This is a genomic window from Kitasatospora sp. NPDC002551 (genome assembly GCF_040296005.1).
In the GTDB taxonomy this organism is placed as follows: Bacteria; Actinomycetota; Actinomycetes; order Streptomycetales; family Streptomycetaceae; genus Kitasatospora.
Window position 1 is genome coordinate 44,272 of the sequence record NZ_JBEOWI010000052.1, and the last position, 12,907, is coordinate 57,178.

A 12,907-nucleotide genomic window follows, 5' to 3' on the forward strand; every position below is an offset into this window, starting at 1 on the left:
CAGGGGCCCTTCGCCGGGCGCCCGAGGGCTCCGAAGGGGGTGCCGCACCGTATGGCCGCTGTCGACACCGCGCGCGCTCACGCCCAAGCGGTCCTGCGGATCCGAGGACTCGCCCTGGCCGCCGCCGCGCTGCCCGCCGCCGCCGCGGTGGTCCTGCTCGCCGGCCGGTTCACCGGCCGGATCGGTGCCCCCGGATCCCCCGACGCCGCCGGCTGGGACGCCGCCCGCTGGACGGTCTGCGCGGTGGCCGCGCTGACCCTGCTGGTGGCCGCCCTGGCCGCCCGCAGGCACCGCCGGGCCGTCCCGCCGCAGACCCCCGCCGTCCCGCTCGGCCGCGCCCAGGCCCCCGAGCTGTACCGGCTGATCGACGAGCTGGCCGACCGGCTGGAGGTGCCCGCGCCCTCCGCCGTCGCGCTCACCCCGGACTGCGACAGCTGGCTGGAGGACGTCCCCGCGCCCCGGCCCCGCCGTCGCCGGGCCCGCGCCGCCGGCGAGGCGCCGACCGCACCGGTCCTGGTGATCGGCTCGCCCTTCCTCTGGTGGATGCGGGCCGGCGAGCTGCGCGCCCTGCTCGCCCCGGTGGTGGCCGGCACCGCAGCCGCCGCCGACCCCGAGATCGCCGCCGCCCGGAGCTTCCTGCGCGCCCTCGACGCCAGCCTGGACACCGCTTCCGGCCCCGGCCCGGCCGGCGCCCCCGGGCCCGGCGGTGCCGGCCCGCACCGGCGCGGCCCGGCCGCGCTCGCCGACCGGGTCACCGACCGGATCACCCGGCGGCTGCTCGGCGCCTGCCGCGCGCACGCCGCCGAGCTGGAGCGCTCCGTCGCCGGCTGGGCCTCCGAACAGGCCCGCGGCGTCGACTACGGCCTGCGGATCGCCGCCCAGGAGCAGGTCGGCCTCGCCTACGCGGGCTGGGACCGGCTGCTCACCCGGGTCGCGCTGCCCGCCTGGCGGCTCGGCCGGCACCCCGCCCACCTCAACGCGGGCGTGGCCGCCGCGCTCACCGAACTGTCCCGGCGCGACCGGCTGGCCGACGGCTACGGCAGCCGGCTCGGCGACCGTCCGGCCTGCGACCTGCTGGAGGAGCCCGGCGCGGTGGACGCCGCGGTCTCCCGGCTGGCCGCCGAGCTGTTCTTCGGCGCGCCCGCCTCCGGCGGCTGGCGCGAGCTGGAGTGGGCCGACTACCCGGCCGAGGTGGTGGACGCCGGCTGGCGGGCCCGCGCCGCCGCCCTGCAGTCCGCCCTGGACCTGCTCGCCCCGCAGGCCCGCCCCGGCGCCCCGACGCTGACCCGGCTGCTGGGCCGGCTCGCCGACGGCGACGGCGAACGGCTGGCCGCCGCGCTCGCCGCCCGGTCGGCCCGCACCGACGCCCCCGCCCCCCTGCTCGAACCGGTCCGCACCGAACGGGACGTGCTGGTCGACCACGTCACCGCGATGGTCTGCTGCGCCGCCGTGGACACCGCGGGCGCCGTCCCCGGGCTGGACTGGCTGGACGGCCCGGTGCTGCTGCTCGGCGGGGTGCGCCGCACCGACCTCGCCGAACCGGTCGCCCAGGCCGTCGAGCAGGGCCAGGACGGGCCGCTGCGGGCCTGGCTGGACGCCGCCGACGTCCGGCTGGAGAAACCGGTCCGGCTCTGACCGGCCCCGCGCCGACGCCCGCGAGAGGGGCGCGAACCCCGTCCGCGAGCGCCCCCGGCCGAACCGGCCGCCCCGGGTCGTCGCAGGCCGGAGGCCCTCCACCCGCCGGAGCGGAAGATTCCCGCCACTAGTTGCTACCGCGGGGTGACGCAGCGCCAGCGCGGTGTGGTGTATTAGTCCGCACGCACATCCGGGAGGCACGTGCCAACCGGCGGAGGTGCACCTGGGAGGGGCGCGCGTGGGGACCGAACTCAACCGCCGCTGGGAGTCCGGGACGCACGCGCACAGCGTCTCCGACCCCTTCGGCCAGGGTCCGCTGCCCTGGCTGCGCAGCCCGGACCAGTACCTCGCCGGCGCCGAGGGGGACGTCCCCTGGTACGTCTCGGTGGACGCCCCCGGACAGCGCCCGCTGGCCGCCGGGGTGCGCGGCAAGCCCCCGGTCGGCACCCCGCTGAGCGCCAACGACGAGGAACAGCAGATCAAGGGCTTCGCCTCGGCCGGCGTGGTCCGCCCCGGCGGCTCGGTGGACCTGCGGGTCACCGTCAACCCGCCCCGCGAGTTCACCGTCGACGTCTACCGGATCGGCCACTACGCGGGCGACGGCGCCCACCACATGACCTCCAGCCCGCTGATCGCCGGCATGGTCCAGCCCGCCCCGATGGTGGCCGGCCGGACCGTCTCCTGCCACCACTGGTGGCACACCTGGCGGCTGCAGATCCCGCAGCACTGGCGGCCCGGCGCGTACGTCGCGGTGCTCACCACCGCCGACATGCTGCACCGCAGCCACATCCCCTTCACCGTCCGGGACTTCGAGGACCAGACCCGCGCCGCCGAGCTGCTGCTGGTGGTCCCCGACGTCACCTGGCAGGCGTACAACCTCTTCCCCGAGGACGGCCGCAGCGGCGCCAGCCTCTACCACGCCTGGGACGGCGGCCTGCTGGTCGGCGAGACCGAGGCGGCCGTCACCGTCTCCTTCGACCGCCCGCACGCCACCGCCGGCCTGCCGCTGCACGTCGGCCACGCCTACGACTTCATCCGCTGGGCCGAGCGCTACGGCTACGACCTCTCCTACGCCACCGCCACCGACCTGCACGCCGGACTGGTCGACGCCTCCCGGCACAAGGCGCTGGTCTTCCCCGGCCACGACGAGTACTGGTCCGAACCGATGCGCCGCGCCGTCGAGGACGCCCGGGACGGCGGCACCTCGCTGGTCTTCCTCTCCGCCAACACCATGTACTGGCGGGTCGAGCTGAGCCCCGGCCCCTCCGGCGAGCCCAACCGGATGCTCAACTGCCGCAAGCGCCAGAAGGTCCGCCCCGACAGCCCGGCCGCCGGGGCGCCCGGCGCCGCCAGCGCGCTGTGGCGCGACGCCGGCGAGCCGGAGCAGCACCTGCTCGGCGTGCAGTACTCCGGCCGGGTCGCCACACCCGTCCCGCTCGTCGCCCGGCACACCGCGCACTGGTTCTGGGACGGCACCGGCCTGCACGAGGGCGACGGCCTGCCCGGGCTGGTGGCGGGCGAGGCGGACCGCTACTACCCCAAGGTCGCCCTGCCCGGGCACACCGAACGCGTGCTGCTCGCCCACTCCCCGTACCAGGACCCGGCCGGGCGCACCCGCTACCAGGAGACCTCGCTCTACCGGGCGCCCAGCGGCGCGTACGTGTTCGCCGCCGGCACCTTCGCCTGGTCGCCCGCCCTGGACCGCCCGGGGCTCACCGACGAACGGATCCAGCGGGCCACCGCCAACCTGCTGGACCGCCTCTGCAAGAACGACCGAACGGCCCTCGGGCCGGTCCGCGCGGGTGGCCATGACAGACTCGACCCCAGTGACCTCCCCTTTCGCGCCGCACCGCCCGCGAACGACCCCTGAGGACTGAGACGACCTTGAGCGGATTTGTCACCAAGCCCGAGCCGGTCCAGGTGCCCGGCCTGGTCCACCTGCACACCGGCAAGGTGCGCGACCTGTACCGCGCCGAGTCGGGTGACCTCGTGATGGTCGCCAGCGACCGCACCTCCGCCTACGACTGGGTGCTGCCCAACGAGATCCCGGACAAGGGCCGCATCCTCACCCAGCTCTCGCTGTGGTGGTTCGAGCGGATCGCGGACCTCGTGCCCAACCACGTGATCTCCACCGAGGTCCCGGCCGGCGCCCCGGCCGACTGGAAGGGCCGCACCCTGGTCTGCCGCAGCCTGGACATGATCCCGGTCGAGTGCGTGGCCCGCGGCTACCTGGCGGGCTCCGGCCTGGAGGAGTACCGCGCCTCCCGCACCGTCTGCGGCATCGCCCTGCCCGAGGGCCTGGACGACGGCTCCGAGCTGCCCGCCCCGGTCTACACCCCGGCGCTCAAGGCCGAGGTCGGCGAGCACGACGAGAACGTCCCCTACGAGGAGACCGCCCGCCGGATCGGCGCCGAGCTGGCCGCCCAGCTGCGCCAGACCACCCTGGCCGTCTACTCCCGCGCCCGGGACATCGCCCGTGAGCGGGGCATCATCCTGGCCGACACCAAGTTCGAGTTCGGTCTGCTGGACGGCGAGCTGGTGATCGGCGACGAGGTGCTGACCCCGGACTCCTCGCGGTTCTGGCCGGCCGACCAGTGGGAGCCGGGCCGCCCGCAGCCCTCCTTCGACAAGCAGATCGTCCGCGACTGGCTGACCTCCCCGGCCTCCGGCTGGGACCGGAAGAGCGAGCAGCCGCCGCCCGCGCTGCCCGCCGAGGTGGTGGAGAAGGTCCGCGCCAAGTACGTCGAGGCCTACGAGCGGCTGACCGGCCTCGGCTGGGTCTGAGGCCCGGACGCGCCCGCGGGCCCGGCGGTCGGATCCGTCAGATCCAGCCGTGCTCGCGGGCGATCCGCACCGCCGCGTGCCGGTTCTCCGCGCCCAGCTTGGCGGCGGCCGCGGACAGGTAGTTGCGGACGGTGCCCTGGGAGAGCGAGGCCCGCTCGGCGATCTCGGCGATCGAGGTGCCGTCCGCGGCGAGCTCCAGCACGTCCGTCTCGCGCGGGGTCAGCGGGCTCTCCCCGGCGGCGATCGCGTCCGCCGCCAGCTCCGGGTCCACGTAGCGGCCGCCGGCCCGGACGGTCCGGATGATCCCGGCGAGGTCGGCCGCCGAGACCGTCTTCGGCAGGAAGCCCCGGACGCCGACCTCCAGGGCCCGCTTGAGGTACCCCGGGCGGCCGTGGCCGGTGACGATCATGCAGCGGCAGTCCGGCAGCAGCGCGCGCAGGCTGGTCGCCACCTCGATGCCGTCCAGCCCGGGCATCTGCAGGTCGAGCACCGCGATGTCCGGCCGGTGCGCCTGGGCCATCGCCAGCGCCTCCGGGCCGGAGGCGGCCTGGGCGACCACCGTGATGTCCTCCTCCAGCGAGAGCAGCGCGGCCAGCGCGCCGCGGATCAGGTGCTCGTCGTCGGCGAGCAGGACGCGGACGGGCGCGGTGTCGGTCATCGGCGGGGCCTTCCGTGCGGGTCTTCTCGGGCTTCGCAACCTCGGGGCTTCAGGGCCTCAGGGTCTCAGGCCGCCCGGCCCCGGGGTCCCGCGGCCCCGGCCCGGTGCCTCAGAGCGGGACGCTGGCGAGCAGCCGGAAGCTGCCGGGCGCGGCGTCCGGGAGGGTCAGCTCGCCGTCGTGGGCGGCGAGCCGCTCGCGCAGTCCGCGCAGTCCGGTGCCGCTCCCCTGGGAGGGCAGCGGCACGGCCGGCACCCCGTCGTTCTCCAGCTCCAGCACCGCCCGGCCGTCCTCCCGGCGGAGCCGGATCGCGCAGCGGCCCGCCTCGCTGTGCCGCAGGACGTTGGTGGTGGCCTCGCGGATCACCCAGCCGAGCACCGACTGGACCGGGGCCGGCAGCCGGTCGGCGTCCTCACCGAGGTCGATGTCGCAGGCCACGTCGGCGGAGCGGAGCACCGCGCGGGCGCCGATCGCCTCGGCGTGCAGGTCCGCCGTGCGGTAGCCGCGGACCACGTCGCGGACCTCGCGCTGGGACTCCTGGGCGATCTGCTGGACCTCGGCCATCTGGTCGGCGGCCTCCGGGCGGCCGCGCCGGGCCAGCTGGACGGCCAGCTCGCTCTTGAGGGCGATGGTGGTGAGGTTGCGGCCCATCACGTCGTGCAGGTCGCGGGAGAACCGCAGCCGCTCCTCGGCGACGGCCAGCCGGGACTGCGCCTCCCGGGCGGAGTCCAGCTCCCAGACCACCGACTGGAGCCAGGCGAAGCTGCGGCAGCTGCACCCGATGAAGAGCATCACCAGCGCGCTTCCGGTCACGAGCCCGAGGCACGTCCCCGGGGTGGCGCCGGTCAGCAGCATCGCGGGGAAGACGGCCAGCAGGCCGGCGGCCCCGGCGAGGGCCGCCCGGCGCGGGGGCAGCCCGACCGAGGCCGGACCGAAGGCGGAGAACAGGACGGTGGTGGTGACCGGGAGGGTGAAGACCACGGACTCCGCCTCGGAGGCCGCGCCGACCCGGGGGCCGAGCAGCAGCACCGCCCAGCAGCCGGCCACCGCCAGGCCGCCGGTGAGGGCGAGCCAGCGCAGGTGGTCGGTGGGCCGCTTCAGGTAGTGGTCCAGAGAGGTGCGGTAGGCCCGCAGGGTGACCAGGGTCTGGGCGAACCCGAGCACCAGGGCGACCCGGGCGGCCGGGTGGGTGCGGTAGTTCGGGTCGGACAGGTTGATCAGCAGTCCGATCGGCAGCGGGGCGAGCGCCATCAGGTAGAGCGACCAGCGGAGGTAGAGCTCGGAACGCTGGGGCTTGGAGTAGCCCTTCCACGCGCGCACCGGATTCGTGACGCCCATCTGCCCAGCTCCCCGTTCGACCATGATCGTGCTGCTGCCTTCCTATCAGAGGTGGAACGGAGAGCGGACCTTCGGTTCGAGGAGCGCGGTGGTCAGCGGCGCGGCTCCCAGCGGAAGTACCGGACGGCGCCCCAGACCGCGAGGGCGAGCCAGATGCCACCGGTGACCAGGTGCGGGGCGGCGGTGGCCCAGGTGCCGGCGAAGCCGGTCGGGGCGGCGGAGCCGTCGGTGCCGAACCAGCCGACCCGGACCAGCTGGAACGCCGGGGTGGTGGGCAGCAGCCGGCAGACGTCGGCGAGCTGGGAGGGCATGACCTCCAGCGGGACGAACAGGCCGGAGCCGAACTGGGTGAGCAGCAGGACCGGCATGGTGGTGATGCCGGCGCTCTCCACGGTGCGGGTGAAGGCGCTGGAGACGGCGGCCAGCGCCATCAGGGTCGCGATGACCAGGACCAGGCCGACGGCCAGCAGGACCGGGTTGGCCGGGGCGGTCAGGTCCAGCGCCGAGGCGCCGACGACGCCGATCACGGTGCACATCACCAGGGCCAGGCCGACCGAGGGGACGGCGGTGCCGGCCAGGATTTCGAGGTCCCGGGCCTCGCCGGTGCGCAGGCGCTTGAGCACCAGCTCGCCGCGGCGGGCGACGTAGGCGGCGGTGAGGTTGTAGTAGACGACGAAGGCCAGCACCATCCCGACCGCGCCGTTGACCAGCAGCGAGTCGACGTCCAGGCCGGGGTTGCTCTTGGCCTGCTGGGCGAGCACGTTCTGCAGTCCGAAGACCAGGAGCAGCGGCAGCAGGACGGCGGTGAACAGGGCGGTCCGGTTGCGGACCAGCAGGATGGCCTCGGCCCGGCCGAGGGCGAGCAGCCGGCGGACGGTTGTGCTCTTCGGCCCGGTGGCGGCGGTGACGGTGGCGGTGGTCATCGGGCGAGTCCGATCAGCTTGCGGCGGGCGGAGGGGGCGGCGGGGGTGTCGGCCGGGGGCCGGTCGGCGGCCTCGGAGGCGATGGCCAGGAAGGCCTCCTCCAGCGAGGCGCTGCGGGCGTCGAGGGCTCCGAGCGCGATGCCGTTGTGGTCGGCCCAGCCGAGCAGGTCGGTCAGGGTGGCCTGGAGGTGCGGGGTCTGCACGGTGACCTTGCGGCCGTCGGCGGTCACGGTGGCGCCGGTCAGCGGGGGGATCGAGGTGCCGGTGAAGCCGGGGAGCTCGAAGGTGATCCGGGACGGCCGCCCGGCGATCACCTCGGCCACCGTGCCGGCGGCGACGATCCGGCCGCCGTGCATGATCGCCAGCCGGTCGGCGAGCTCCTCGGCCTCCTCCAGGTAGTGCGTGGTGAGCAGCACCGTGGTGCCCTGGGCGCGCAGCTCGCGCACCAGCCGCCAGACGGCGGCCCGGGCCTCCGGGTCGAGGCCGGTGCTCGGTTCGTCCAGGAACAGCACCTCGGGCCGGCCGAGCAGGGCCATCGCCAGGTCGAGGCGGCGGCGCTCGCCGCCGGAGAGCTGCTTGACCCGGACGTCGCGGCGGTGGCCGAGGCCGACCAGCTCCAGCGCCTCGTCCAGCGGGCGGGCGTGGCTGGTGGCGCCGGCCCAGGCGCGGCCGGTCTCGGCGACGGTGAGGTCGCCGGGGAAGCCGCCCTCCTGGAGCATGATGCCGATCCGGGGCCGGACGGCGGCGCGCTCGCGGTGCGGGTCGTGGCCGAGCACCCGGACCGTGCCCCCGCTCGGGGTGGCCAGGCCCTCGATCAGTTCCATGGTGGAGGTCTTGCCGGCCCCGTTGGTGCCCAGCAGCGCGAAGAGCTCGCCGCGGCCGACGGTCAGGTCGACGCCGCGGACGGCGTGGTAGCGGCTGCTGCCGGCACCGTAGTGGCGGTGCAGGTCGGTGACCTCGATCACGTGGTCGCCGGGCTGGTGGGGCTGGCTCGTTTCCATGCCTCAAGCCTCCCGTCGCCGGGCGGCCGGAGGCAGTGTGCGCCCTCATGAGAACCCGGTGCGGATCCACGGGTGGGCGATGACAAATGTCATGGGTGCGGAGCGGCCGGCGGAACCGGGTGCCGGAACCGGAGAACGCCGAAGGGCCCTCTCGATCGAGAGGGCCCTTCGTACCGGAGCGGACGACGAGATTCGAACTCGCGACCCTCACCTTGGCAAGGTGATGCTCTACCAACTGAGCCACGTCCGCAGGATGGAACTATGTAATTGTGCTGTGCTCGCGCACTGCGAGCGGACGACGAGATTCGAACTCGCGACCCTCACCTTGGCAAGGTGATGCTCTACCAACTGAGCCACGTCCGCACGGTGCCTGGTGGGGCACCGGCCGCCTCTTCGGATCTCTCCGTTGCGGCGACGAGGAATACTCTACAGCATCCGAAGGGGTGGTCGTCCCGCCCTGCGGTTGCGGGCGGGACGACCGGATGTCCGCGGTGGTCAGTTCGCCTCGGCGAACGCCTCGTACACGTGCTTCGGGATCCGGCCGCGGGCCGGAAGCTCCATCCCGCGGGACTGGGCCCAGGCCCGGACCGCGGCCGGATCCGGGGTGAGGGCGGTGCGGCGGAAGGACTTCCCGGTACGGCTCTGGCGGCGGCCGGCGGCGACGAACGGGGCGAGGGCCTCCCGCAGCTTTTCCGCGTTGTCCACGGACAAATCGATCTCGTACGACTTCCCGTCCACGCCGAAGTGGACGGTTTCCGCGGCGGCGCCGCCGTCCAGGTCGTCGGAGAGCGTGACAACTACACGCTGAGCCATGGGCGTCAATCCTCTCGGGCAATTCGGCCGACAAGGGCGCGGGTGCGCTCCCGGGCCTGATGTGCACCACTCGCTCAAGTGCATACGGGCAGGCCGGATGGCCGTGCCGGATACGCAGCACTCGCCGCGGCAGGTGGCCCTATTCTGCACCCGAAGCGGGGAGAAATCGAAGAGTCCGGCTTTCTTTTCCGGATATTCACGTGTCTTCGCCGGGGTGCCGGATACCCGAAGCACTCGACTGGTCGATCTGTCCGGAGTGCCGGTATTCGGGTGCTCTTCGGCGGTTCCCGCGGCGCCCCGGGGAATCCGGCGAAAAGGGGCGTGCGGCGGGGGGTCGCGGGGCGGTCCGGGCCTTGCGGCGTAAGGGTCGTGGGTCTACGCGCGTCACTACGCCCGGCCAGCAATCCCGCCCGAAACCCCCGGTAGTCTGGAGTTCCCCCGCCTCACGAAGACACCACCGGGAGTGCCAGTGGCACGCGTCGTAGTCGACGTCATGCTCAAGCCGGAGATCCTCGACCCCCAGGGACAGGCGGTGCAGCGCGCACTGCCCCGTCTCGGATTCACCGGGATCGCCGACGTCCGCCAGGGCAAGCGTTTCGAGCTGGAGCTGGAGGGCCCGGTCGACGACGCCGCGCTCGCCCGTATCCGCGAAGCCGCCGAGACCTTTCTCGCCAACACCGTGATCGAGGACTTCATGGTCCGCGTCGAGGAGGAGGGCAAGTGACCACCCGCGTCGGCGTCGTCACTTTCCCCGGCTCCCTCGACGACCGCGACGCCCGTCGCGCGGTCCGCCTCGCCGGCGCCGAGCCGGTCGCGCTCTGGCACCGTGACAAGGATCTCCACCAGGTCGACGCGGTCGTCCTGCCGGGCGGATTCAGTTACGGCGACTATCTGCGCTGCGGTGCGATCTCCCGCTTCTCGCCGGTGATGGACACCGTCATCGAGCAGGCCAGGGCGGGAATGCCGGTTCTCGGTATCTGCAACGGCTTCCAGGTGCTGTGCGAATCGCACCTGCTGCCCGGTGCGCTCACCCGCAACGACTCGCTGCACTTCATCTGCCGCGACCAGAAGCTGCGGATCGAGAACAACGGCACCGCCTGGACCCGCGATTACGCGGCCGGCCAGGAAATCGTCGTCCCGCTGAAGAACGGCGAGGGCCGCTTCGTCGCCGACGAGCGCGTCCTGGACGAGCTGGAGGCCGAGGGCCGGGTCGTCGCCCGTTACCTCGACGTCAACCCCAACGGTTCGTACCGTGACATCGCCGGCATCACCAACGCCGCCGGCAATGTCGTGGGCCTGATGCCGCACCCCGAGCACGCCGTGGAGCCGCTCACCGGTCCCACCACCGAGGGCCTGGGCTTCTTCACTTCCGTCCTGAAGCAGCTGGTGAACGCCTGATGAGCCTCGACACCGTCAAGAACGCCGAGCAGACCCCGGACGCCGCCCAGCCGTGGGCCGAACTCGGCCTCAAGCAGGACGAGTACGCGCGCATCCGGGAGATCCTCGGCCGCCGCCCGACCGGCGCGGAACTCGCGATGTACTCGGTCATGTGGTCCGAGCACTGTTCGTACAAGAGCTCCAAGGTCCACCTGAAGCAGTTCGGCGAGAAGAAGCCCGAGACGGACGCGATGCTCGTCGGCATCGGCGAGAACGCCGGTGTGGTCGACGTCGGCCAGGGCTACGCGGTCACCTTCAAGGTCGAGTCGCACAACCACCCGTCGTACATCGAGCCCTACCAGGGCGCGGCCACCGGCATCGGCGGCATCGTCCGCGACATCCTGGCGATGGGCGCCCGCCCGGTCGCCGTGATGGACCCGCTGCGCTTCGGTGCGGCCGACCACCCGGACACCCGGCGCGTGCTGCCCGGGATCGTCGCGGGCATCGGCGGCTACGGCAACTGCCTGGGCCTGCCGAACATCGGCGGAGAGGTCGTCTTTGACTCCTGCTACCAGGGCAACCCGCTGGTCAACGCGCTGTGCGTGGGTGTCATGAAGCACGAGGACATCCACCTCGCGCAGGCCTCCGGCGCCGGCAACAAGGTCATCCTGTACGGCGCCCGCACCGGTGGCGACGGCATCGGCGGCGTCTCCGTGCTCGCCTCCGAGACCTTCGACGACACCAAGCCGGCCAAGCGTCCGGCCGTCCAGGTCGGCGACCCGTTCCAGGAGAAGCTCCTCATCGAGTGCACCCTGGAGATCTTCGGCGAGAAGCTCGTCAAGGGCATCCAGGACCTCGGCGGCGCCGGTCTGTCCTGCGCCACCTCCGAGCTGGCCTCGGCCGGCTCCGGCGGCATGCGGATCGACCTCGACACCGTGCACCTGCGCGACCACACGCTCTCGCCCGAGGAGATCCTCATGAGCGAGTCGCAGGAGCGCATGTGCGCCATCGTCGAGCCCGACAAGGTCGCCCGCTTCCTGGAGATCTGCGAGAAGTGGGACGTCATCGCCAACGTCATCGGTGAGGTGACCGACGGCGAGCGGCTGGAGATCTACTGGCACGGCGAGCTCGTGGTGGACGTTCCGCCGCGCACCGTCGCCCACGAGGGCCCGACCTACCAGCGCCCGTTCGCCCGCCCGAGCTGGCAGGACGCGCTGCAGGCCGACGTTCCGACCGCCGAGCGGCTGGCCCGCCCGGCCACCGGCGAGGGCCTGAAGGCCGACCTGCTGAAGGTCGCCTCGCACCCGAACCAGGCCTCCAAGTCCTGGATCACCGACCAGTACGACCGCTACGTGCTCGGCAACACCGTGCTCTCGCACGGCGAGGACTCGGGCATGATCCGGATCGACGACGAGACCAACCTCGGCGTCTCGGTCGCCACCGACGGCAACGGCCGCTACACCAAGCTGGACCCGTACACCGGCGCCCAGCTGGCCCTCGCCGAGGCGTACCGCAACGTCGCGGCCGGCGGTGCCAAGCCGCTCGCCGTCTCGGACTGCCTGAACTTCGGCTCCCCCGAGGACCCGGACGTGATGTGGCAGTTCGCCGAGGCCACCCGTGGTCTGGCCGACGCCTGCCTGACCCTCGGCACCCCGGTGACCGGCGGCAACGTCTCGCTGTACAACCAGACCGGCGAGGTCGCCATCCACCCGACCCCGGTGGTCGCGGTGCTCGGCGTCATCGACGACGTCACCCGCCGCACCCCGGTGGCCTTCGCCGAGGAGGGGCAGCTGCTCTACCTGCTCGGCGACACCAGGGACGAGCTGGGCGGCTCGGCCTGGTCGCAGGCGGTCCACGACCACCTGGGCGGTCTGCCGCCCCGGGTCGACCTGGAGCGCGAGCGGCTGCTCGGCGAGATCCTGATCTCCGGTTCGCGCGACGGCATGATCGACGCCGCGCACGACCTGTCCGACGGCGGCCTGGGCCAGGCCCTGGTGGAGAGCTGCCTCAAGGGCGGCCGCGGTGCCCGGATCGTCGTGCCCGAGGGTCTGGACCCGTTCGTGTTCCTGTTCTCCGAGTCGGCCGGCCGCGCCGTGGTGGCGGTGCCGCGCAGCGAGGAGCTCCGGTTCAACGACATGTGCACCGCCCGGGGCCTGCCGGCCACCCGGATCGGTGTGGTCGACGGCGACACCCTGGACGTCCAGGGCCAGTTCGGCGTCTCGCTGGCGGAGCTGAAGGACGCCCACACCGGCGTCATCGAGGCCCTGCTCGGCTGAGGTCCGCCGTTCCTCACCCGGGGGCGGACGTCAGCTCACCACCGGCAGCGCGAGCCCGAAGCAGACCCACTGCCAGGCCGGGAACTGCAGCGAGGGCACCATCG

The 12,907-nt window shown here is 73.6% G+C and carries 11 protein-coding genes and 2 tRNA genes; 6 read left to right on the forward strand and 7 right to left on the reverse strand.

The genetic code is table 11. The features are described from left to right. Positions 1-51 precede the first annotated feature (51 nt). From ABT093_RS32220 to ABT093_RS32230, 3 genes are all read left to right on the forward strand, one after another. Positions 52-1,635, forward strand: a complete 1,584-nt coding sequence (locus ABT093_RS32220; RefSeq protein WP_350570402.1) for a hypothetical protein — start codon at positions 52-54, stop codon at positions 1,633-1,635. Between the two features lie 238 nt (positions 1,636-1,873). After that, entirely contained in the window at positions 1,874-3,505 is a 1,632-nt protein-coding gene (locus ABT093_RS32225; protein WP_350570404.1) for a N,N-dimethylformamidase beta subunit family domain-containing protein, read from the forward strand. A 14-nt stretch (positions 3,506-3,519) separates the two neighbouring features. Then, a complete protein-coding gene (locus ABT093_RS32230; RefSeq protein WP_350570405.1) occupies positions 3,520-4,419 on the forward strand; it encodes a phosphoribosylaminoimidazolesuccinocarboxamide synthase in 900 nt (299 codons plus the stop codon). Between the two features lie 37 nt (positions 4,420-4,456). On the opposite strand, the gene ABT093_RS32235 is transcribed toward ABT093_RS32230, so the two are convergent. The 7 genes from ABT093_RS32235 to ABT093_RS32265 form a co-directional block, all read right to left on the reverse strand. Next, the gene (locus tag ABT093_RS32235; RefSeq protein ID WP_350570406.1) at positions 4,457-5,077 is read right to left on the reverse strand and encodes a response regulator; all 621 of its coding nucleotides are present in this window, start codon (positions 5,075-5,077) and stop codon (positions 4,457-4,459) included. 109 nt (positions 5,078-5,186) lie between these two features. Beyond that, positions 5,187-6,413, reverse strand: a complete 1,227-nt coding sequence (locus ABT093_RS32240) for a sensor histidine kinase (protein WP_350570408.1) — start codon at positions 6,411-6,413, stop codon at positions 5,187-5,189. 92 nt (positions 6,414-6,505) lie between these two features. Then, positions 6,506-7,336 carry an ABC transporter permease gene (locus ABT093_RS32245; protein WP_350570409.1) on the reverse strand — a complete coding sequence of 277 codons (831 nt, stop codon included), beginning with the start codon at positions 7,334-7,336 and terminating at the stop codon, positions 6,506-6,508. Next, on the reverse strand, positions 7,333-8,337 hold the full coding sequence (locus ABT093_RS32250) for an ABC transporter ATP-binding protein (protein WP_350570410.1): 1,005 nt from the start codon (positions 8,335-8,337) through the stop codon (positions 7,333-7,335). The genes ABT093_RS32245 and ABT093_RS32250 overlap by 4 nt, the downstream gene beginning before the upstream one ends. A gap of 177 nt (positions 8,338-8,514) precedes the next feature. Next, a tRNA-Gly gene (locus ABT093_RS32255) sits at positions 8,515-8,587 on the reverse strand. 40 nt (positions 8,588-8,627) lie between these two features. Then, positions 8,628-8,700, reverse strand: a tRNA-Gly gene (locus ABT093_RS32260). A 132-nt stretch (positions 8,701-8,832) separates the two neighbouring features. Next, complete coding sequence (locus tag ABT093_RS32265; protein WP_030304494.1) at positions 8,833-9,150, reverse strand: histone-like nucleoid-structuring protein Lsr2; 318 nt, start codon at positions 9,148-9,150, stop codon at positions 8,833-8,835. 469 nt (positions 9,151-9,619) lie between these two features. Here ABT093_RS32265 and purS point away from each other — a divergent pair, with 469 nt between their 5' ends. Genes purS through purL form a run of 3 tightly spaced genes read left to right on the forward strand, consistent with a single transcriptional unit; the run spans position 9,620 to position 12,803 of the window. Next, entirely contained in the window at positions 9,620-9,874 is a 255-nt protein-coding gene (gene purS, locus ABT093_RS32270) for a phosphoribosylformylglycinamidine synthase subunit PurS (RefSeq protein WP_350570411.1), read from the forward strand. Then, positions 9,871-10,548: a phosphoribosylformylglycinamidine synthase subunit PurQ gene (gene purQ / locus ABT093_RS32275; protein WP_350570413.1), complete on the forward strand. Its 678-nt coding sequence runs from the start codon at positions 9,871-9,873 to the stop codon at positions 10,546-10,548. Before purS ends, purQ begins: the two co-directional genes overlap by 4 nt. Continuing rightward, entirely contained in the window at positions 10,548-12,803 is a 2,256-nt protein-coding gene (gene purL, locus ABT093_RS32280) for a phosphoribosylformylglycinamidine synthase subunit PurL (RefSeq protein ID WP_350570415.1), read from the forward strand. Before purQ ends, purL begins: the two co-directional genes overlap by 1 nt. Positions 12,804-12,907 lie beyond the last annotated feature (104 nt).

Bases quoted from the DNA above. Each gene is read 5' to 3' on its own strand.
- ABT093_RS32265 (WP_030304494.1), bottom strand. From the start codon at position 9,150: ATGGCTCAGCGTGTAGTTGTCACGCTCTCCGACGACCTGGACGGCGGC.
- ABT093_RS32245 (WP_350570409.1), bottom strand. From the start codon at position 7,336: ATGACCACCGCCACCGTCACCGCCGCCACCGGGCCGAAGAGCACAACC.
- ABT093_RS32220 (WP_350570402.1), top strand. From the start codon at position 52: ATGGCCGCTGTCGACACCGCGCGCGCTCACGCCCAAGCGGTCCTGCGG.
- ABT093_RS32235 (WP_350570406.1), bottom strand. From the start codon at position 5,077: ATGACCGACACCGCGCCCGTCCGCGTCCTGCTCGCCGACGACGAGCAC.
- ABT093_RS32240 (WP_350570408.1), bottom strand. From the start codon at position 6,413: ATGGGCGTCACGAATCCGGTGCGCGCGTGGAAGGGCTACTCCAAGCCC.
- ABT093_RS32250 (WP_350570410.1), bottom strand. From the start codon at position 8,337: ATGGAAACGAGCCAGCCCCACCAGCCCGGCGACCACGTGATCGAGGTC.
- purL (WP_350570415.1), top strand. From the start codon at position 10,548: ATGAGCCTCGACACCGTCAAGAACGCCGAGCAGACCCCGGACGCCGCC.